The organism is Fluviicola taffensis DSM 16823, from assembly GCF_000194605.1.
GTDB classification, from domain to species: Bacteria; Bacteroidota; Bacteroidia; order Flavobacteriales_D; family Crocinitomicaceae; genus Fluviicola; species Fluviicola taffensis.
This window is the reverse complement of sequence record NC_015321.1, coordinates 633596-652587: the sequence shown is the minus strand read 5'-3', so window position 1 is coordinate 652587 and position 18992 is coordinate 633596. Positions and strand designations below refer to the sequence as shown.

Genomic DNA, 18992 nt, shown 5'->3' with positions numbered 1-18992 from the left:
CAAACACAGAAGAACCTCCGTCAATAATGGGATTGGCGGAGTAATCAAAAAAGAGGAAAAATGAAAATTGACGGAAATACAATTATCGAATTAGGATTCAGACCGGGTAAATGGTTTAAGGATGCTATCGAGCATATTAATACAAATGAATTGAGTGAAACGGAAATGTTGAATTACCTAGAACAATACAGATTACCTGATCCGATTCCATTGAAATCTGAGCCAGCGAAATTCGCAATTAATATCAAAGCTGAAAATGAATTGGAAATTGATAACGTGGCAAAAGTAATTGATTCAATGAATCAGTTAATGAAGACACCAACGATTGTTGGAGGAGCAATTATGCCAGATGCTTGTCCGACAGGTCCAACCGGGTTGATTCCAGTTGGCGGTGTTGCAGTAGCAAAAAATGCTATTCATCCTGGGATGCATAGTGCGGATATTTGTTGCTCGGTAATGTTGACAGATTTCGGTAAAGCGGATCCTAAAACAATTTTAGACGCTGCACATGCTTGTACTCATTTTGGTCCAGGTGGTCGACCGAGAGGAAAACAATTTGCTTTGCCGGCTGAGTTGATTGCACAGTTTGAATCGAATCCATTTTTGAAATCTGTGAGGATGTTGTCGTTGGCACAAGAACATTTAGGAACTCAAGGAGATGGAAATCATTTCTTATATGTTGGGAAGTTAAAATCAACTGGAAACACTGTGGTAGTTACTCATCATGGATCAAGAGCTCCAGGAGCGAAGTTGTATGAACAGGGAATGTATGTTGCTGAAAATTTCAGAAAAGATTTATCTCCTGATACAATGAAGCAAAATGCATGGATTCCGTTTGAAACAGCAGAAGGACAGAATTACTGGAATGCGTTGCAAATTATTAGAGAATGGACGAAGTTGAATCATTCAACAATTCACGATTTAATTGCTACAGAAACAGGAGCAACTGTTGAGAACAGATTCTGGAATGAGCACAATTTTGTGTTCAAGGATGGAGATTTATTTTATCATGCTAAAGGTGCAACGCCATTGGATAGTAAGTTTATGAATGATATTACTGGTCCACGATTGATTCCGTTAAACATGTCGGAACCAATTTTAATTGTCGACGGAGAAACAACGGCTAACAATCTTGGATTTGCTCCTCATGGTGCGGGAAGAAATATAAGTAGAACGGCACATAGAAAAAGTAAAGGTGAACAATCGATAGAAGCTGTCTTTGCAGAAGAAACGGAAGGCTTGGATGTGCGTTTTTTCTCTAATGAGATAGATATTACTGAATTGCCGAGTGCTTATAAAAGTGCTGCAACTGTTCGAAGCCAAATGAAAGAGTTCGGATTGGGAACCGTGATTGACGAAGTCGAACCATTTGGTTGTATTATGGCTGGAGATTTTGAGAAAAATGCTCCTTGGAAAAAGAAAAAACTTGCAAACGCTGATAAATAGTAAGCGAAACCGTAACAACAAAAAAATGGAAACACTAAAGAAAATGTTATTCAAGTTAATGTCTCAAACGCTTTCGTTGGAGGAATTTGAGACTTGGCTCTATACTGACGATTATATTAAAAGTCAATTATTGGAAAACGAAATGATATTTGAATTAGTAACGATTAATCTAAAGTCTAAACATGCATTTACGGAATTGGAAAAGTTTTGCTTCAATCATTTTGATAAAGAAGAATGTTTAGTTCAAATCGTAAAATACAATTGTGAAGTGTATTTGGATACTAAAACGGATGAGGCAGCTGAAAATTTCATTCGAAACGTTTGTTATTTCCATGATTGGAACAATGATTATTCACTGATTTCTCAAATTTATTATTTGGCTGATGATTGGGACCTGGTGCTTGACGGATATGCCGACAAACAACAGGTGAAAAACGAGCTTTTCAGCTATGCAGAAATTTTCTTAGAGAAATTGCAGAAATTGGATGCTGAAGAATCTATTCAATTACTCCGAAATGGAGTAGAATTTAATAACGTAATTCCAGAACAACCAGCGATTGAAGAGATTGAGACTGAAAATAAAAGATGGTTTCAATTTTGGAAATAGAGAATTTTTAAACTGCGCAGAATAATTGCGTAGACGACTTCTTACTTTGTCTTAACAAAAAACAACAACAGATTCCCTTGTGCAATTCGGCATGAGGGATTTATAATAAAATGAACTCATGAAAGATCAAATACTTCAAAAATTGCAAGAAATAGAACTTCAGCACAATGTTGAAATTCTTTTTGCCGTAGAATCTGGAAGCAGAGCCTGGGGATTTGCTTCACCTGATTCAGATTATGACATTCGTTTTGTTTACAAACGAAAAATGGAGAGTTATCTGAGTTTGTGGGATTCAAAAGATAGCATCGAGTTCATGACGGAAGATGATTTAGATGGCTCAGGCTGGGATTTGAAAAAAGCAACTTTACTATTGGCAAAATCGAATGCTTCATTTTTAGGATGGTTGTTTTCACCAATTGTTTATATAAATCGTGGTGGAACATTGGAGGCTATGAAACAATTGGCAATCGAAAATTTCAATCCAATAGCCGGATTTTACCATTATCATAGCATGAACAAAGGTTTCTATGAACAATTGGAATCAAAGGAACTCAAACTCAAAGCTTTTTTCTATGCGACTAGAACAGCCTTTTGTGCGAATTGGATCTTAAAACATGAAACAATACCGCCAGTTTTATTTCAGGATTTGTATTCTCTCATTGATGAAGAAAATGCCGAATTTTTAGATAAGCTTATCGCACGAAAAGCACATACGAATGAATCCGGATTTTCTGCTATTGACGACAAATTAATCGCTTTAGTAAAAGAGATTGTTCTGGAAAATAATAACTTGAAAGACTCGATCAAGGCTAAAAAAGCAAATGTTGCTGATTTTGAACGGTTTTTCATCAATCAATTATCATGACTATTGACGAGCTAAAAAAATCTGGACACATCATTTTTGAATGTATTAGTGGCAGCAGAGCGTATGGATTAGATACGCCAAACTCTGATACAGATATTCGCGGTGTTTTTATCTTACCAGTAGATAATTTCTATTCCTTGGAATACATTGGTCAAGTAAATAATGAATCGAATGATATTGTTTATTATGAATTGAGAAAGTTCATTGATTTATGTGCGAGCAACAATCCCAATATTTTGGAGATGTTAAATGTGCCAGAACGCTGTATTTTGCATGAACATCCACTTTTTAAAACAATTTCAATGAACATTTTTCTAAGTAAGCAGTGTGAGTTCTCATTTGCTAACTACGCTTATTCACAAATAAAAAAGGCACGTGGTTTAGAAAAGAAGATTGTGAATCCAATGGAAAAGGAACGGAAATCGATACTGGATTTTTGTTTTATACTCGATAACGGAAAGTCTGTGGAACTTAAAAAGTTTCTTGGAACTCAGAAATTAGATCAAACTAATTGTGGACTCAGTCGAATTCCGCACATGAGAGACTGTTACAACTTGTATGTTTCAAATGAATGGAGTTTTTCAGGAATTGCCAGGAATGAATTATCCAATGATGTTAACCTGAGTAACATTCCAAAAGGAGAAATGCCTATTGCAATGCTGTTTTTCAATAAAGATGGCTACTCTTCCTATTGTAAGAAGTACCGAGAATATTGGGATTGGGTAGAAAAACGAAATGAAGAACGTTATTCCAACACAATCGTTCATGGGAAAAATTATGATTCAAAAAATATGATGCACACCTTTCGCTTGTTGCACATGGCTAAGGAAATAGCGGTTGAAGGAAGCATCATTGTAGAACGTTCAGATCGTGAATACTTACTTGAGATAAAAGATGGAAAGTATGGATATGAAGAATTGGTTGAAAAAGCTGAATTATTGAAAACAGAACTTGTAGAGTTATATCGCCATTCATCGCTTCCAAACCAACCGGATACAGATTTAATTAATGTACTTTTAATCCAAATTAGAAAAGAATTCTATTCGGAGGTAGAGCAACTATCAAGGTGATTCTACGTCAACTTGTAGATTTTATGAAATAAATGATTGAAAGAATGAAACATATGTCACAACCCTCGCTGTATTACAGTTTCTGTCCGAGTTATTTTCAGGACATGGTGACGCTTTGTGCAATTTTTTCAATCAATAGGAGTTAGAAATAAGGAATAATTGAAGATAATAACACGAGCGTCCATAATTTGGACGCTTTTTTTTTGATTTTTTTTTCAGAAATGAGAAGATAAATAATAGATATAGAAAAAGCGTAGTTGAAACATGAATCAATTGGGAGACAGTCAATTGGAAAAAATGTACAATACTCACAATAAGTGGGGTAGAATTCTATTGTCTAAAAATGATGTTAAATAGTTGATTTACAGGTGATTGATTTCGTTTTTTTGTTTGGTTTATTGAAAAGGAATACTAATATTTGCACCGTCGAATTGAAATGACAAAATGATTAGAAAAATGACACATATAGAATTACATATACAACTTCAGCCGTTATCGCTGCCGTGTTATCCGGCACAACGATTTTGTAGTCCGAAAGCGCACACTAATATTCGGGAGGATGTTTTAATAGAATAGATATATCATTAAAAAGATAATCTTATTCAAGCATCTCCTCCCTGAGATGCTTTTTTTATGCGCCAAAAACAGGAAAGGAGAATAGGTAAATATTGGTTTGTTACGCTCACCTGCTAAGTGAGTTCACGGCAACGTGATGAAGGTTCGATTCCTTTGTTCTCCGCAAAAGACAAGATGGCCGAATGGTTAAGGCAACGGATTGCAAATCCGTTTTTTATGAGTTCGAATCTCATTCTTGTCTCTTTACTCGGGTAGTAGAGGAGTTAGGTTTATCTCGCCTCATTTGGGATGAGGAGTACGTAGGTTCGAATCCTACCTATCCGACTTAATGGAAGTGTTGAGCAATTGGTTGGCTCGCCAGACTGTAAATCTGGTCTCTTCGGAGCGTGTAGGTTCGAATCCTGCCACTTCCACAATGGCACTGTGGCTTTTTAGCCAGAACACTCAACTGTCTCTTGAGTTGTTCGTTTCGAATACTCGGAATCAGTGCCAGATTACTGGGAAGATAACGATGGTTGTTTTTACCCGCCTTGGACGCGGGAGGTTGCAGGTTCGAATCCTGCTTCTCAGACGAAGTAAGCAAATCAAGTTTACTTGAATTTGTTGAGACACAATAAATGCGGAGATGGCGGAATGGTATACGCGTCTGTTTTAGGAACAGAATTTTGAGAGTTCGAGTCTCTCTCTCCGTACAATTGGAACAGTAGCAATCCCGATAGCTATCGGGAGGTCAATGCGCCGGATTGAAGATCCGAAGATACAGGTTCGAATCCTGTCTGTTTCACAATTTAGGGGTTTAGTTATTCCTGTAAAAAAAAAGATTTTATCTACGCAGAATAATTGCGCAGTAGGTATTAATCTTTGTTATGTCGAAAGGCAAAACGTTCTTTTAAATATTGCAGGTCAAGAATAAGTTACTTCAAAAACTATCCGTCACGTATCTGACTTATTCAATTACCTCCTTAATCGAGGCAGTAGCTCAGTTGGTAGAGCAGGTTAGCTTTTTAATTACCAATGGTCAATAAAAGCTTACTTCAGCACTCCTAATGCCCAGGTTGTGGGTTCGAATCCCACCTGCCTCACTATTAAGGTCAAAACTAACTTACTACAGATTGGTATTTACGGTTCGAGTCCGTCTTTGAGAGTTAGTTAATTACCTGAAAAAATGGGTCAACATGATCTTACTTCCTTGTCCAGGTTCGAATCCTGGTCTCCGCCTCAAACGGAGGGCGACTGGTTGAATTTAGATCATGAATTACCCATAAAAATAATATGGTCAATTGTTTCTTACTTCTTGGGTATATCCCATCACTTATAGGAAATGACAGAGAAACAAAATTACCTGATTATTAAAATTTAAAAACTAGAATTATGAAAACAGATTTATTAAAAGTATCGATTAGAAAAAATGCCATTGTGATCCCTCAAGAGTGGATTGTAAGTGATGGCGCTAAACATATTAACGAAACAACAAGTGTGCTTTTAGCGAATTGTTCGAAGTTGGGATATACTTTTTCCGAAGATTTGCTAAACAAGGTGAATAGAATTTCTCCAAAGACACAATTGGAGTTGTTTGAATTATTGAAAGAGGTTACAGGCGTAAACAAGAACTGGACGCCGTTAGTAAAGCAATGGAATGTACCAACCGGAGAATCTGTTGTTGATCATATTATTACTTGGTTCGCCAATGTTTTTCAAACCAACAAAGGAACCAAACTCCCTTGTGGACACTTAATTCCGAACAATACGTTTCCAATTGAACGATACAATGGTTGTCCTTTCTGTGGAACCCCATTTGAATTCGATAAGTTGGATTATACTTCTGGAGGGAACAAATTGAAAACATTGGAGTTGTGGACAGAAGATGATTTGAAAAAATACTTAATGAGTCTTTTGGAATCGCCTGTTGCTTTAGATGCTACCCAAGTCGACGACCTTAAAGTCCTAATAACACATTTCGACATTCCATCAGGTGTTGAAGTTAGGATAAAGGAAACGTTGATGGTTGTTATTGACGTTCTCGTTGAACAAGATCATTCAGAATTGGCGGGTCAGTTTTTCAAAACACCTAATGACATATTGAGGTACTTATGGTATAATCATACTGGTTTTTTACAAATTATCGAACCAAAAACAATAGTGAATCGTTTAGAGAAGAATGCGAAAAACGTACATCCTCAGCTTGATAAGAGCATGGAGACAAAGATTAAATCATTGGCTGATTTGAAGTTAAAGTATACTAGAAGTGAATGTCAACGATATGCGACGTGGTTAAATAATTTAACCTTAGACATTGTTGACCAATGTGAAATGATGCACCCCAAAAGAAGTATCTGGGTTCGAGTAATCAGAGCATTGAGATTGGCTGAATACAGCAAGCGAAAAGGATTTGAAAACTTAGCTGAATTATTGGATACGTTTTACAACGAGAAATACGAGGTATGGCAAGGTAAAGTAAATGAGCATAAATTGAAATCAGATGCCGAAGTTACTTTTGCTTTATTAAAGCAGAGACCGGGATTGTTTGCCAGATCATTGTTTTCTTCCATGTTATGGTTCGGACCAGATGTGTCTATTAAACACTTCAAAGAAGTAATGGGTAAAGTTCCTGCACGTTTGATTTTCACTTTGAATATGTATGCTGAAGTATACTTCGATAAAAGTTCATCAAGAACTGTAAAACCATTGGGAGGAACAAGTAAGAATATTCCTTCAAATAAATTACTTCAATTGTATACTGATCAGGAATTGAAAAGAATGCAGTCATTAGTTCAGTCCTTGAGTTTAGAAGTAATCAAAAGTAATTTGAGTAAAGTGGAGAATACGAATAGCACAATGTATATTGACAAAGGATTATTTAATATTCCAATAGCTATTGGAGACAGAAGTGAACATCTTCAAGACTTACCGGGTGCTTTAATGGGAACCAGATTCAAAGTTGAAGGAGATATTGTTCGTTTATTCTTACAGTGGGGAGAAGGTCTTCCGGCTCAACACCTTGATATGGATTTGAGTTGTAGAGTAGTCTATGAGAAAAAGAATGAATTTTGTTCCTATTCACAACTTGTGATACCAGGTTGTAAGCATAGCGGAGATATTCAAAGCATTCCTGATAAAACAGGAACTGCTGAATACATTGATGTTGATTTGAATGAGTTAACTCGATTAGGAGCAAAATATGTGAGTTTCACTTGTAATGCTTATTCGAATGGCAGTTTGGCTCCAAACGTGGTAGTTGGTTGGATGAACAGTAACTCTCCAATGAGGATTTCTTCAAGTGGAGTTGCTTATGACCCTACAGCTGTGCAACATCAGGTGAGAATTAAACAAAGTCTTACAAAAGGGATGGTGTTTGGTGTTCTGGATGTAGAGAATAGAGAAATTGTTTGGTTAGAAATGAGCTTTGGAGGACAAGTAGTTCAAGATTTTAATCTTTCGACGTTAGTAGCATTATTGAACAAATTGGATGCTAAGTTAAAGATTGGAGATTTATTGAACATGAAAGCAGATGTACAAGGTTTAGCTATCATCGAAGATGTTGAAAAAGCAGATGAAGTGTATGACATGAGTTGGGCCTTGAATACCGCTGAAGTTAGTAAGTTGTTCCTGGAATGATCAAGTGAATTTGCTTCACAATTGTTTCGTATTGATTATCCAAAAGTCTTCGATATCAAGCATTTCGAAATAGTACTCTGGCTCCATCCAGACCGCTAAAAAACGTTAGAAGAAAATAGCTTACATGGCTATAAGCTTAGAAAAACCTAGAGTGTATCAAATGCTCTAGGGTTTTTGCTTTTAGGCCAGGGGTTGTTAGGGGGGGGGCGAAATAAATTTTTCACAACTCAAAAGCTCTTCAATTTTTACCTAAATTTAGCAGCTATGAATAAAATCAACCTTCTATTTTTCCTACTTATTGGGATTACTCTATCATGCTCTTCAAGCGAAAAAAAAGCGAAAGTTTTTTATTTTTCGCAACTTCAACAAACACAATACTTATTGACGAATCAAATTAGTATGAAAAATCGTGGTTTGGCAACAGGAGCATCTTCTTATCTACTTGAATTGTATGATTCAACTTATCTTGTGACGGCTAAACACCTTACTAGAGACGCTATGGGATTTAGCCCAGCCTTAGATTTGGAAACATATTCGGACAGTGTTAATTTCTGGTATGGGCTTTCAAGAACAAGTCAATTGTCGTTAGAAATTATTGAAACAACAGATTTATTATACTGTGATGAAATAATGGATGATCTGATCATGTTGAGAGTTAAAGATAAGCCAAAGGAAATTGGAATTTTTCAACCAAATTTCAAGCGTTTAAAGAAAGGAGATCGCGTATCTATAATTGCATGTGAATATTCTGATATTGGATGTAATCAAAAGCAGTATTTTGGAACATTTCAGCAGTATACAGTTGTGGATCAAATGGAGGTTTTTATGGACTCTTCCAATATTGAACCAGCAGGTATGAGCGGTGCTCCAGTTGTTGATGATCAATTCAAGGTAGTAGGACACGTTCTGGCAGGAGGTGTCGGTGATAAGGGAATTCTGAAACTTTATCTTGCTCCGATTGATCTCGTGAAGAGAATTAAATTAATTAATTAGAAATTTTCAAGATGTATCAAATGCTCTAGGGTTTTGCTTTTATGGAAAATTTTTTAAAGATTTAGGCAAAGTTGAAGAGTAGACCATTTGTACCGTCGATGCATAAACTAACCAAAACAATAATTATAATTTTGAAACATCATGATAAATCATACTCTTAAAGACGATATCCTAAGCATCTCTATCACGAATAAGGATTTTTCATATCGCATTTCTCTTAAGAAGTTAGGAAATAGAATTGACTGGAAAATAGGAGGGAAAGATTCCGAAAATATTATTATCAAAAGTGTTTCAACTTGGGCGCTTCAATTGTTTACAAAGACGATCACGGATGCTCAATATGTTAAACAGTTTAAAGACATAGTCCAGGAATACTGCCCAAATAATGCCATACATTGGGAGGATACATTCATGGCAGTGAAAATTCAAAATGAATACAATGCATTGAGTAAAACCAATCAGAATCAAAACGAAATTATAGCCATGCTGACGGAGAAGTATAATCTTGACTATTAAGTAATCATGTTTTCGTTAGAGTAGATATGGCTTATTTTAAGCTTAGAAAATCCTAGAGTGTATCAAATACTCTAGGGTTTTTGCTTTATATAAAGTTCCTTTGGGAAATCCTCTAAATCCTTTAAATCTGTCGTTTTATCACCCCGAAAAGAACCTCCGTGGATTTTTCGCGGGGGTGAATGAGAATTACCTCAATAGATTTAAATAGTAAATTTGCGCTTTTCGAAAAGCCTTGGTTAACTATTAATGATCAAGAACAAATTCTGGAATCAATCTCAAAAATTGGAGACTACGCATAAATTTGTGTATTCCTTCTATTTACCATTTTCAGCTTAAAAACTCAAAAAAGTATTCAAATTTGAAGTAATGATGTACACTAAAACCAAACTGTCAGACTAGTGATTAGTAAGTTGCTACTATTTGTTTCCTGTTTGTTTTTATCGATGAACATTTTCCGATCTGAATAAAACGATCTTCCTTCCAAACGGAAAAGTGCATTGTCACCAATTTTTACATTCAAACACAATCCTGCACTATAAGTATCAAATCCTTTTGCAGAGGTAATTGGAACAACTTGTACGGATTTTAGATCATTATAATATTCAATCCGACCTGCCAATGAAATAGCTTTGGTAAACTGGTAAGTGGCTATCACATTAGCCTGCCACCAAATAGCTCTGGATTTCATGTTAAGTGTATCTTTTTTGTCTTGCGCCCCAATGTATGCGCAGGAGGTCATTGAAAATTTCTTTGTGGAGTTATAGATCAAATATACATCTGTAAAATAGCGTGTTCGATTCTCTGGTGCTAACTTCGAAGATTCATCACCAACATAAGTATCCCAGTTGATCAATACGGTCTTTGAAGGCCGGTATTCAATCTGAGTTCCTACGGAAAGCGGATTATTAACGTCACTTATTACCTGCCAGCCATTGAGAATATATCCGTATGCTTTTATTTTCTTTCCTATCGGAAGACTCACTTTTACCCCGGTCAAATAATAGGGTACGTATTCCGAGGCAAATGAACGTGTGTACATCAGGTGATCTTTGGAAATAGCTGTTTCATTGGTAAAAGGTGACCCCATAATTCCAGCATCAATCCAGATATCACGTTTTTTAGAAAGACGCACACCTACATTTGCTTCAATCAGGTATTTCAGGCTGCCTTTTTCATTTGCATAGTTGGAGTTGATATACGTACCGAATCCGGGAACTAATCTTCCGCGTACACGTTTATTGATGTATTGCAATTCAATGTATGCCAGGTTTATATTAATTTCATTATGACGAGGAGATGAAACACAATAGGGTCTGTCGGAAGTTTCGGGCTGATTGAAATCGAAGCCATAGTAAGCGTCAATTAAACCTCCAATTTTTATTTTTCCAACTTCCAAGGAGTCATAATTCGCGGTCATCCCCGTATTGACTACCTGACTAAATAAATGACCATTGATCATCAAAAATAGGAGTGCTAAATATTTCATAAACCTTTGGTGAGTTGCATGTTCATTTGTTAGTAAGATCATATAAACCGGTAACCAACACGACTTTCTGTTAGAAGATGCTTGGGGTCATTTGGATTTTCCTCAATTTTTTTACGAATTTGAGCTACGAATACACGCAAGTATTGCGTTTCCATCTGATAACCAGGTCCCCAAACCTCTTTCAAAATAAACTGATGAGTCAGTACTTTTCCAGCATATTTTGCCAGCAAAACCAATAGCGAATATTCCGTAAAAGTTAGTTTTACTTCCTGTCCACGCTTCTTAACAACACGTGCCGTCAAATCCAGTTCAATATCACCAAACTCCATGGTAGTAATAACGGTCTGGGATTCTGAATGACGAATTCCCGAACGTATGCGAGCAAGTAATTCCTGAGATCGAAAAGGTTTGGTTAGGTAATCATTTGCTCCGTTGTCCAGTGCCTTAACGATACTTTCTTCCTCATTCTGGGCAGAAAGAATAATAATTGGTTTACCATACCATTCCCGTAGTTCTTTCAGTACAATATGCCCGTTTTTGTCCGGAAGGCCCAAATCAAGTATAATAAGATCCGGTGGATGATTGACTGCTTTCAACAAACCTTCCTGACCTGTTTCAGCCATACTTACCTTATAGTCATTGCTCTCCAGATTAATCTCAAGCAATTTGCGAATATGAGGTTCATCGTCTATAATCAAAATTTCAGCTTTACTCATGCTTCTATGTATTCATGTAAGAAATCTCCGATGGAATTCGGATACTAAATTGCCACAAGAATTACTTTAACCTTATTTCACTAAGTAATGACATCATACTTTCAATATCATGGGAACATTCTATTTAAATATTAATCAATCCGTTTCATGGTTAACTGAGTAGACTTCGATATTACGTAAGGAAACTTTTCTTCCACGTAACTGCTTGGATCCAGTCCGAATTCATTCTTTTCAGTTAAAGAAAGCCCTTTTATGAAAAAGTACATATTCATAATGATCTTTTGGAACCAAGGTAACTCATTATCATTGGAAAGAAATTTACGGATGATTACAAAACGGAAGTCTCCAATTTTATCACTTCTGTGATACTCACAAGCATAGCGGCTTTGAATATCAATTTCTTTCGCTGCTACCATCTCGCCAACTACTTGTCGAAACATCATATCTAGTTTCGGTTGTACCCTGAAACCCAATCTGAAGTCAATGCGAATCAAATCGTTTTCATCGTGCTTCGTTACTTTATACTCCATCGTATAAGGCTCATCAGTAGTAATAACATGCACAAACCAGTAACGTTCGGCTCGCTTCGGCTGCTGTTCCAGAATAGAATAAAATATTTTGGATTCTGCCTGGTCAACCCTTTCCGAACTGGTCAGGTAAACCAAATGCGTTGCAGTGGTTGGAATTTGATCATCTATGGACAATTTTTGAAGTAATGGCAAATAGTATTTAATCTTTACATATTCCACGTAGCTGTTTCGAATCTTTTTGCTTTTGAAAATCACGAACATGAGACAAATCAAGGTTGCAGCAAGAATGAGGGTAATGTAACCTCCGTGTGGAAATTTATCAACTTGAGCAATCAAGAACCCACCTTCCACGATCAGGAAAACTCCTGTCAGCGTAAACCGAAAGATCGGATTCCAATGTCTGCGGACCATGTAAAAATATAACAACACAGTAGTACTGATCATTGCCAGCACAATGGATAGTCCATAAGCTGCTTCCATATTCTCTGATTTTCGGAAGTAGAGCACCATACCAATACACCCCAGCATCATGAACCAATTCACAGACGGGATGTAAATTTGACCTTTAATATTGGATGGGAAGCGTACCTGAACTCTTGGCCATAAGTTCAAACGGATTGCTTCGTTTATAAGCGTGAACGATCCCGATATCAAGGCCTGTGAAGCGACAATTGCTGCAGCGGTTGCAATAATAATGGCAATCAAACGGAACTCGTCCGGAACGATCAGGAAAAACGGATTTTCTCCCCCTACGGTCTTTCCAAGATTGTGCATTAAATATGTCCCTTGACCGAAATAATTGATCACAAGCATTGTTTTCACAAATATCCAGCTCACCCGGATGTTCTGTTTCCCGCAATGTCCAAGATCCGAATACAAGGCTTCAGCACCTGTTGTACAAAGAAAAACAGCTCCTAATAACCAAAAGCCCTGGGGGTAATTCACCAATAAATCATACGCATAATAAGGATTCAACGCTTTTAAAACAGTAACATCGGTCGCGAGTTGCATGATTCCAAGCCCGCCAAGCATCAAAAACCAAATCAGCATCACCGGGCCGAATGCCTTACCTACTACCGAGGTTCCAAACTGTTGTATGACAAAAATTGCGACAATGATTCCAATGATAATAGGCAGCGTCTGGATTTCCGGGTATAGATAAGTCAATCCTTCAATTGCCGATGATACAGAGACAGGCGGTGTAATAATACCATCAGCCAGCAAAGCAGCCCCACCGATCATTGCAGGTATTACGATCCATTTCTTTCGCTGCCGCACAAGCGTATACAGCGAAAAGATTCCTCCTTCTCCTTTATTGTCGGCCCGAAGTGTAATAATTACATACTTAATGGTGGTTTGAAGTGTAAGTGTCCAAAAGACACAGGATAACCCGCCCAGAATCAATTGTTCTGTAAGTTCCCGGTCACCTGCAATGGCCTTTAACACATAAAGTGGAGAAGTTCCGATATCTCCAAAAATAATTCCGACTGTAATGATCAATCCCGCGAATGAAAGTGCGTGATGATGGTTTTTTGACATGGTGTACGAATAAATGTTTATTGAATTCCCTTCGTAGGAATCACCTGCAAAAGTACCTCTGTAGGTATAAAGATTTTATAAAGATTTCACTCTTTTCATCAAAACAAAAAGGAATGGATTTATGACGGATTATTTTTGTTCAATCAGAAAGTAAAATGTACTACCTTCTCCTAGCTGACTATCAACATCTATCGTACCTCCTTGTGCTTCGATAAATTCCCTACAGATAGCTAATCCCAGCCCACTTCCTGATTTGCTGCTTCCTGGTACTTGAAAGTATCGGTCAAATATGCGCGTGGTGTATTTTGGATCAATCCCTTTGCCTTTATCGCTTACAGCAAATCGCACACTCGTTCCTTGCTGTTCTAAACTAACCGTAACAGTTCCGCCAATAGGTGAATAATGAATCGCATTAACCAGTAAATTGATGAGCACCCATTGTGTTTTGTCCATATCTACGAAGATTTCAGAAATTTTTTCAGCTTCATTGACCTGAATGTTTACCTGATAACGTTCTGCTTCTTTGGTTGCGGCTTCAACCGCATGTGAAACCATGTCGTGTGGACTAGAAGATTGCAGCACTAGTTGGATATTTCCGGTTTCGATTTGGGATAAATTCAACAGTTCGCCTGTGATCTTTAAAAGTCGGTCACTGTCTTCTTTGATACTGTGGATGAGTTGCAGCTGTTCTGGATTGACAATTCCTCCAGCTTCTTTTTCAAGGAGTTGCAAGCTCATTTTAATCGACGAGATAGGGGTTTTTAATTCATGAGAAATAGTTGCCATAAAATTGGTTTTGGCAAATTCCAATTCTTTGAAAGAAGTAATATTCCGAAGAATAATCACATCACCAATGGTGTGTTTTTCGCTTTCTCCGGTTGGTGTGATTGAAATGGTAACCTGCTCTTTTTCGAAATACTGTTCTTTATCATTGACAAAAATACGAATGGGTGCAGCATGTTTTCCTTCTTTGTCCGTTGAATCTATCGAAGTTCGAATCAATGACCTCAAAAGATCATTAGACAGCGCAACTTCCTGTGCAGATTTCCCCATTAAATCTGTTTTGGATAATCCGAGAATGTTAATCGCCTTATCATTCACAAACATGATGAGATTGTTTTCGTCCAATCCAATCACCGGATCATTCATACTGTTGATAAGGGTTTCAATGCGCTTTTTTTCATAAAGGACTTCCGCCAGTTGGGTACTGTTGTATTCATCCAGTTTTTCAGCCATGATATTGAAAGATTTTGCCAGGTCACCGAATTCATTGTGACTTTCAAAGGCAACACGCTGCTTATAGTTTCTGGAAGCAATTTGTCGGATACTTTCTGTCAATTCCTTGATCGGGCGAGCAATATTCCGTGGCAATTGAACCAGTAAAATGAATGCGATCAGGAAACAAGCGCTGCCTGTTCCTACAATCCAGAATAACGCACTATTGGTAGATTGATTGGCAAAATCGCTTTTACGCTGAATGGCACTCATATTGAGCCGCATGATTTCTAACAAATCCTGCCGAACCAACTGATGTATCTGGGTTTTTACTGTGAAATTGTTGCCCATTTGGCGAACGTGGTCATTCAAACGCTCCATGATTTCCCGTTCACCTGTTTCTGTAATATTCTTGTTTTGAAGTGCGAGGTTTTCACGAAAACGTTTTTCAGCAGTTTTGTCATTCTCTTCTTCATCAATTGCCAAAAGCATTTTCCGGGAATAATCCAGACTGTTGTAGTTGGCAACCAATATGTTGTTGGTATCTTCTTTCAATGCGAGGACATATCCTGCGGAAACAACTGCAAGCAGAATAATCAGCAAAAGGAGTAATCCAACACCAAGCGTAAGCTTTGTTTTTATTTTCATTGTTTTGTTCTGTCTTATGAAAGTATAACTAAATCAATATCCGAAGCAACTAATTTAGTGAGTAGTTTATTAAAAATGGATGTAGCAAGGATGATCTTGAGCAGATTGAAATGCGGTTTCCCGATACAAAGGGTGGTGATTTTTTTTTCTTCTGCAACCTGCATTATCCCATCCGTTACATTTTTTGCTTCCAGGCGAATGACTTCCGCTCCTAATTCGGTTGCCAATTTAAAATTATTGATCAAATGGCGTTGTTTATCCAAAGGAATCTTATCGTTATTTTCAGCAGGTATTTGGACGTACAGGACAAACCATTTACTGTTGTAGTAACGGGACAGACGTGCCGTTTTTCGGATCACTTTCTTAGCCGTTTTCTCATTGCTGCTGATACAGGCTAATAGCTTTTCATGTCGGAAGGAAACATTGGAGGGAACTTCTATTTCCACTTTTCGCTCCACCTGGCTGGCAACTTCTTTCAACGCCAATTCGCGCAACTGAAGAATGTTTTCCGACCTGAAAAAGTTACTTAGTGCCCGTTGTATTTTGTCGGCTTTATAGACTTTACCTTCTTTCAGGCGGGTGATCAACTCATCAGACGTCAAATCAATATTCACCACTTCATCTGCCATTTGCAAAACACTGTCCGGAATGCGTTCTTCTACTTCAATTCCGGTGATTTGACGGATCTGAGTATTCAGACTTTCTATGTGTTGAATATTTACAGCGCTAATGACGTTGATTCCAGCTTCCAGAATATCCAAAATATCCTGCCACCGCTTTTTGTTCTTGCTCCCCTCAATATTGGTATGTGCCAATTCATCTACAATCACTACTTCCGGTCGGAGGTTAATGATCGCCTGAAGATCCATTTCTTCTACATCTTTCCCTTTATAAAAAACATGTTTTCTCGGAATAATGGGTAACCCGTCCAAAAGTGATTGGGTTTCTTCGCGATCATGTGTTTCAATGTAACCGATCTTTACGTCAATACCGCTTTTAAGCAAGGCATGAGATTCCTGGAGCATCCGATAAGTCTTTCCAACTCCGGCGCTCATTCCGATATAAATCTTGAATTTCCCTCTTCTGGATCGCTTGATTAAGTCAAGGAAATGCTGGACGTTATTTTCTTTTTCTGTCATAACAAGCTTTGAACCTGAGTTCGACTTTAAACTTCAAAACAGCCGCACCCCTAAAGATACGACTGTTTAAACCAATATTAACTTTTAACTCACACTTATATTCTAAATAAGATTGCGAATACCAAACGTGTTTCAGATTTTACTAAATCTGGTCTCCAATCCGATGGAAGCGGCGTTGTACTGTAACCTGTTGGTGAAGTAACTCCTCCGTGTCCTGCAAAATATGGAACACTAGACTGACGGTGAATCAATTCTGCACGGAAGGTAATACTTTGGTTAGGCATCCAGTCGAAATTGGTGGATACGTCCCAACCTCTGAACTGATCCCCCGGATTTGCGCTAAAAGGATAAGCTCCGGCAGTTTGTGTCGGATTATTTGGATCAGGAAGCGGACTAGCTTGTCCTGTTGGGTAAAGTACCAAATAACGCCCTGGGTTCGTCATAACTCCACCACCAATGGTCCACGCAAATTTATTTTGCCCGAACCAGATTCTGTTGTAGAACATGGCACTTGCAAAATATTGAGCAGGACCCGCAACGCTGTCTCCGTTTTTCAATCCATTTACACCACTACCTTTTTCGAAACCGAAGTCAGCTGTTAAAGAGAATGCCATACGGCTGATTCCTTTTGAAGTTGGTTTGTTATAGTATCTTACCAATAAACTGTTATCTGAGTGGAAACGTTTGCGGTCTTTCAATCCTGCTGCATCCGTACCGTAATAGTCATTCGTCAATAACTTAACATTGCTGTTTGGAACCCAGGTAATGTTCGCACCAAATCCAGGCATTGCGTTGAACTTTCCGTAACTCTGCCATCCGTTAATCAGCCAAGGCTCAATTTTAAGCGTTTTGGAAGGAAAGATCTGAACACGCAGACCGTTGAAAAACCAGGGTGTGTTGTCTGAGGTAAAAGAAGCCTGGTATTCCCAGTTCTCATTTTGGTAATAAGAGTTCAACCCGATGTAAGACATGAACATACCTGCATCTACATTGATCCCGTACCATTTTTTGAAATGATACCCTGCATAAGCTTCACTTAGATAACGATAGACATTTGCCAGTTCGTATTGTCCTTTGTAGGGACTGTAATCGTTTCGCGGAACGACTGTCGATCTGGTTCCGAATTGAGTAACAATTCGCGCACGCGCACCTTTATAGTTGAAATCTGCTCCCAAATTTGCAGAAGATAACTGAATTTCATTGTGACGAGCCAATGCTGTTGATCCAACGACCGTATTGTCGATTGGGTTATTGAAAGAATAATTGTAGTTCACATCAACCATAATAACTGGTGTGAAATATTTAGTATTCCAGATAGTGGAATCCCGGCGGTCATTTCCGTTATGCCAGGTCATGTCAATTCCGTCGAAGGGAATTTTTTCTGCTTCTTCCTTTTTCTGAGCAGCAAGTTGTAAACTGATCGCGATCGCAATACACGTAGTGATTTTTTTCATGTTATTTTTTATTAATTTGAAGATTTTTCAATGCGAGATTCAATTCCAGCACATTGATTGTTTTCGGTCCGAGGGCATTTAAAAGAGGTGCTCCAGTGTGTTTTTCGACTAGTGAACGAAGTTGCTGCTCTTTCAACCCAGTTGCCTGCGCTACACGTTTGATCTGTGCTTCTGCTGCTTTGGGTGAAATGTGCGGATCCAAACCACTCCCGGAAGCAGTTACCATTTCTGCGGGTACCGCTTTTCTGTCCAGGTAAGGATGGTGCAGAAGGAAAGTGTCAATACGAGCTTCTACTTCTTTCAGATAATCAGGGTTAGAAGGTCCTTTGTTACTTCCACCGCTTCCAGCTCCGTTATAATTGACTGCCGAAGGTCTTCCCCAGAAATAGTTATTCGCTGTAAATTGCTGACCTTCCTGTGCGAAACCAACGGTTTTTCGGTTGTATGAAACGGTTCTGCCTTTCCCATGTCCTGGAGCCAGTTTCCCGATTCCTGAAATTAAAAGCGGATAAGCAACTGAAAGCAGGATCATACATAAGAAAGTGAAGATGTTAACTGAGATAATTTTCTTTATCAT

General features: G+C 37.9%; 14 protein-coding genes and 7 tRNA genes. 14 read left to right on the top strand and 7 right to left on the bottom strand.

Annotated features, from left to right (window positions below):
* Positions 1–60: 60 nt before the first annotated feature.
* The 14 genes from FLUTA_RS02825 to FLUTA_RS02770 all read left to right on the top strand — a co-directional run bounded on the left by FLUTA_RS02825 (position 61) and on the right by FLUTA_RS02770 (position 9688).
* On the top strand, positions 61–1446 hold the full coding sequence (locus FLUTA_RS02825) for an RtcB family protein (RefSeq protein ID WP_013685338.1): 1386 nt from the start codon (positions 61–63) through the stop codon (positions 1444–1446).
* A 25-nt stretch (positions 1447–1471) separates the two neighbouring features.
* The gene (locus FLUTA_RS02820; protein ID WP_013685337.1) at positions 1472–2053 is read left to right on the top strand and encodes a hypothetical protein; all 582 of its coding nucleotides are present in this window, start codon (positions 1472–1474) and stop codon (positions 2051–2053) included.
* 118 nt (positions 2054–2171) lie between these two features.
* A complete protein-coding gene (locus tag FLUTA_RS02815) occupies positions 2172–2918 on the top strand; it encodes a nucleotidyltransferase domain-containing protein (protein ID WP_013685336.1) in 747 nt (248 codons plus the stop codon).
* Positions 2915–3988: a nucleotidyltransferase domain-containing protein gene (locus tag FLUTA_RS02810; RefSeq protein ID WP_013685335.1), complete on the top strand. Its 1074-nt coding sequence runs from the start codon at positions 2915–2917 to the stop codon at positions 3986–3988. The genes FLUTA_RS02815 and FLUTA_RS02810 overlap by 4 nt, the downstream gene beginning before the upstream one ends.
* A gap of 744 nt (positions 3989–4732) precedes the next feature.
* Positions 4733–4805, top strand: a tRNA-Cys gene (locus FLUTA_RS02805).
* Positions 4806–4812: 7 nt separating this feature from the next.
* Positions 4813–4888 (top strand) — tRNA-Pro (locus FLUTA_RS02800).
* A gap of 6 nt (positions 4889–4894) precedes the next feature.
* Positions 4895–4977: transfer RNA gene (locus FLUTA_RS02795), tRNA-Tyr, on the top strand.
* 86 nt (positions 4978–5063) lie between these two features.
* Positions 5064–5133 (top strand) — tRNA-Pro (locus FLUTA_RS21355).
* 50 nt (positions 5134–5183) lie between these two features.
* Positions 5184–5256 (top strand) — tRNA-Leu (locus FLUTA_RS02790).
* A gap of 5 nt (positions 5257–5261) precedes the next feature.
* A tRNA-Phe gene (locus tag FLUTA_RS21350) sits at positions 5262–5348 on the top strand.
* A 184-nt stretch (positions 5349–5532) separates the two neighbouring features.
* Positions 5533–5646, top strand: a tRNA-OTHER gene (locus FLUTA_RS21345).
* Between the two features lie 289 nt (positions 5647–5935).
* Positions 5936–8179 carry a hypothetical protein gene (locus FLUTA_RS02780; RefSeq protein ID WP_013685334.1) on the top strand — a complete coding sequence of 748 codons (2244 nt, stop codon included), beginning with the start codon at positions 5936–5938 and terminating at the stop codon, positions 8177–8179.
* Positions 8180–8443: 264 nt separating this feature from the next.
* A complete protein-coding gene (locus FLUTA_RS02775; protein ID WP_013685333.1) occupies positions 8444–9172 on the top strand; it encodes a trypsin-like peptidase domain-containing protein in 729 nt (242 codons plus the stop codon).
* 141 nt (positions 9173–9313) lie between these two features.
* Positions 9314–9688, top strand: a complete 375-nt coding sequence (locus FLUTA_RS02770; RefSeq protein WP_013685332.1) for a hypothetical protein — start codon at positions 9314–9316, stop codon at positions 9686–9688.
* Between the two features lie 376 nt (positions 9689–10064).
* Here FLUTA_RS02770 and FLUTA_RS02765 read toward each other — a convergent pair whose 3' ends face one another.
* The 7 genes from FLUTA_RS02765 to kdpC form a co-directional block, all read right to left on the bottom strand.
* Positions 10065–11174 (bottom strand): porin, encoded by a 1110-nt coding sequence (locus FLUTA_RS02765; RefSeq protein WP_218916784.1) that lies wholly within the window; start codon positions 11172–11174, stop codon positions 10065–10067.
* Between the two features lie 38 nt (positions 11175–11212).
* Positions 11213–11890, bottom strand: coding sequence for a response regulator (locus FLUTA_RS02760; protein ID WP_013685330.1), 678 nt, complete (start codon positions 11888–11890; stop codon positions 11213–11215).
* A gap of 131 nt (positions 11891–12021) precedes the next feature.
* On the bottom strand, positions 12022–13959 hold the full coding sequence (locus tag FLUTA_RS02755) for a KUP/HAK/KT family potassium transporter (protein ID WP_013685329.1): 1938 nt from the start codon (positions 13957–13959) through the stop codon (positions 12022–12024).
* A gap of 129 nt (positions 13960–14088) precedes the next feature.
* A complete protein-coding gene (locus FLUTA_RS02750; RefSeq protein WP_013685328.1) occupies positions 14089–15822 on the bottom strand; it encodes a HAMP domain-containing sensor histidine kinase in 1734 nt (577 codons plus the stop codon).
* A gap of 14 nt (positions 15823–15836) precedes the next feature.
* The gene (locus tag FLUTA_RS02745) at positions 15837–16961 is read right to left on the bottom strand and encodes an Osmosensitive K channel His kinase sensor (protein ID WP_013685327.1); all 1125 of its coding nucleotides are present in this window, start codon (positions 16959–16961) and stop codon (positions 15837–15839) included.
* Between the two features lie 95 nt (positions 16962–17056).
* Positions 17057–18415 carry a porin gene (locus FLUTA_RS02740; RefSeq protein WP_013685326.1) on the bottom strand — a complete coding sequence of 453 codons (1359 nt, stop codon included), beginning with the start codon at positions 18413–18415 and terminating at the stop codon, positions 17057–17059.
* Between the two features lies 1 nt (position 18416).
* Positions 18417–18992, bottom strand: coding sequence for a potassium-transporting ATPase subunit KdpC (gene kdpC, locus FLUTA_RS02735; protein ID WP_013685325.1), 576 nt, complete (start codon positions 18990–18992; stop codon positions 18417–18419).

Coding starts and splice junctions, on each gene's coding strand:
- FLUTA_RS02825 (WP_013685338.1), top strand. CDS start 61: ATGAAAATTGACGGAAATACAATTATCGAATTAGGATTCAGACCGGGT.
- FLUTA_RS02820 (WP_013685337.1), top strand. CDS start 1,472: ATGGAAACACTAAAGAAAATGTTATTCAAGTTAATGTCTCAAACGCTT.
- FLUTA_RS02815 (WP_013685336.1), top strand. CDS start 2,172: ATGAAAGATCAAATACTTCAAAAATTGCAAGAAATAGAACTTCAGCAC.
- FLUTA_RS02810 (WP_013685335.1), top strand. CDS start 2,915: ATGACTATTGACGAGCTAAAAAAATCTGGACACATCATTTTTGAATGT.
- FLUTA_RS02780 (WP_013685334.1), top strand. CDS start 5,936: ATGAAAACAGATTTATTAAAAGTATCGATTAGAAAAAATGCCATTGTG.
- FLUTA_RS02775 (WP_013685333.1), top strand. CDS start 8,444: ATGAATAAAATCAACCTTCTATTTTTCCTACTTATTGGGATTACTCTA.
- FLUTA_RS02770 (WP_013685332.1), top strand. CDS start 9,314: ATGATAAATCATACTCTTAAAGACGATATCCTAAGCATCTCTATCACG.
- FLUTA_RS02765 (WP_218916784.1), bottom strand. CDS start 11,174: ATGAAATATTTAGCACTCCTATTTTTGATGATCAATGGTCATTTATTT.
- FLUTA_RS02760 (WP_013685330.1), bottom strand. CDS start 11,890: ATGAGTAAAGCTGAAATTTTGATTATAGACGATGAACCTCATATTCGC.
- FLUTA_RS02755 (WP_013685329.1), bottom strand. CDS start 13,959: ATGTCAAAAAACCATCATCACGCACTTTCATTCGCGGGATTGATCATT.
- FLUTA_RS02750 (WP_013685328.1), bottom strand. CDS start 15,822: ATGAAAATAAAAACAAAGCTTACGCTTGGTGTTGGATTACTCCTTTTG.
- FLUTA_RS02745 (WP_013685327.1), bottom strand. CDS start 16,961: ATGACAGAAAAAGAAAATAACGTCCAGCATTTCCTTGACTTAATCAAG.
- FLUTA_RS02740 (WP_013685326.1), bottom strand. CDS start 18,415: ATGAAAAAAATCACTACGTGTATTGCGATCGCGATCAGTTTACAACTT.
- kdpC (WP_013685325.1), bottom strand. CDS start 18,992: ATGATAAAGAAAATTATCTCAGTTAACATCTTCACTTTCTTATGTATG.